Raw genomic sequence first — 1,752 nt, 5'->3', positions numbered from 1 at the left:
GACTGGCGGCCTGAGATCAACCAGGACCGAGCTTATCCGGGCCGCCAAACTGTCCGGCAGATGGGGGCCACCTCATTCTCCTCCACCTCGGGGATCGACAAGGCCAGCGCGACCGAGATCCCGCCCCGCAATCCGCCCCAGGTGAGGACAGGAATGGTGCCCGGAACGAAGACGGTCCACCGGCTCAGTATCCAGACGGGCAACGCGACCGCAGCGAGGCGGGCGAGAAGGACCAGCAGGATGGCACTGGCTGGCAACCAGGCAAACAGGACATCCGGCCGCAGAACCAAGACCTCCAGCCCGATAAGCAGAAAGAGAATGGCATTCAAGATCTCATCCACCAGCGTCCAGAAGCCGAAGAGGTAGCGCTGCGTCAGGTCACTCAGGGCATCTCGCGGACCACGGTTGCCGATGAGCAGACCGGCTACGACCATGGCGATCGGTCCACTCGTGCCGAGGCGAGCTGCGAGGGCATAAGTGCCCATCACCAAGCCGAGAGAGATCAACACCTCCACCGAGAAATTATCGATCTGCTTCATGACTCGATAGGCGATATAGCCGGCGGCAAAGCCCAGAAGGGCGCCACCAATAGCCTCGATCGCGAAGAGCTCTGCGGCACCGCTGAAGCCAGTGGCACCATGTCCGGCACCGGCCGCGACCGCCAAGGCAATCGTGAAAATTACGACGCCCACGCCATCGTTGAACAAGGACTCACCGGTCATATCAAGTTCAAGGGATTTCGGTACGCGAACTGCCTTGAGGGTACCCAGTACCGCGACAGGGTCCGTGGGGCTGATGAGGGCGCCGAAAACAAACGCCCAGCTGAGCGGCAGATTGATGCCCGCGAGTGATGCGGCACACCAGAAGCCCAGGCCGACGATGAGGGTCGAAAGCAGGATGCCAATGGTTGCCATGCTGCCAACGGCCCAGGCCCGTTCGCGCAGAGCCGACAGATCCACGTGCAGGGCACCGGCGAAGAGCAGGAAGGCGAGCATGCCTTCGAGGACGGTGCGTTGAAAGTCAACCTGCTGGAGAATGACGCCGACCTGCTCATAGAGCTGAACCTGAGGAAAGAACCGCTCGACGAGAAGCAGGAGCACCGACGCCGCTAGCCCCATGACCAGCAGACCCACGGAGTCCGGCAAGCCGATGAGGCGATGGTTCGTCCAGGCGAAGCCGGCTGTCAGGACAAGCAGGACGGAGATCAATTCGAAAGGGGAGAGCATCGCGGTTCCATGCTGGGGTTGGCTGGTCTCTGACCTCACGGTAACGCGCCCGAGCCCAAGTCGATCCGTCTACGCCAAGCCTTGAGAGGACGCTGCTGCTATCGACAGCCGATAGCAAGCGGCGCCATTTCGTCCTGGAAGGCACCGGACGAACAGCAAGCTTCCCAGCTGCAATGGCTCCCCTCCATCCTATGAGGCTTAGAAACCCTCCTTCGTCAGGTGAGTGCCTCCGTGATCTCGCGGACGGAGTGGTTCGTTAGCTCTTTGCTCAGCGTTAGAACCAGACTTGCGGTCACGTTCTTGTGCATGGTGTCGCGCAGCTGGCCAAGCGTTTGTGGGTCAGCGACGAGCACGAGAGCTTCATATTTACCGCTTTGGTACATGCTGTAGAGCACTTCGGCCAACTGGACACTTCGAAATACCTCGCTGTTAGGGCACTGAGCTGATTCACTGGCTTCGGTCAGCGGAGGCAGTGGCGATGGCGGATCAGCCTGGCTTCTTCGATGTCGATGAGCGGTATGCGGCA

Annotated in this window: 2 protein-coding genes; both read right to left on the bottom strand. The window is 60.8% G+C overall.

The window, feature by feature from the left end:
• Positions 1–32: 32 nt before the first annotated feature.
• Complete coding sequence (locus D2K64_RS23475; RefSeq protein ID WP_120010829.1) at positions 33–1,226, bottom strand: cation:proton antiporter; 1,194 nt, start codon at positions 1,224–1,226, stop codon at positions 33–35.
• A gap of 215 nt (positions 1,227–1,441) precedes the next feature.
• The coding region (locus tag D2K64_RS25835) for a baeRF12 domain-containing protein (RefSeq protein ID WP_162306250.1) at positions 1,442–1,752 on the bottom strand (311 nt) is incomplete at its 5' end.

This window comes from Teichococcus vastitatis (assembly GCF_003604215.1).
Taxonomy (GTDB): domain Bacteria; phylum Pseudomonadota; class Alphaproteobacteria; order Acetobacterales; family Acetobacteraceae; genus Pseudoroseomonas; species Pseudoroseomonas vastitatis.
Note: the sequence above shows the minus strand (reverse complement) of the source record. Positions and strands in the feature narration are given on the sequence as shown.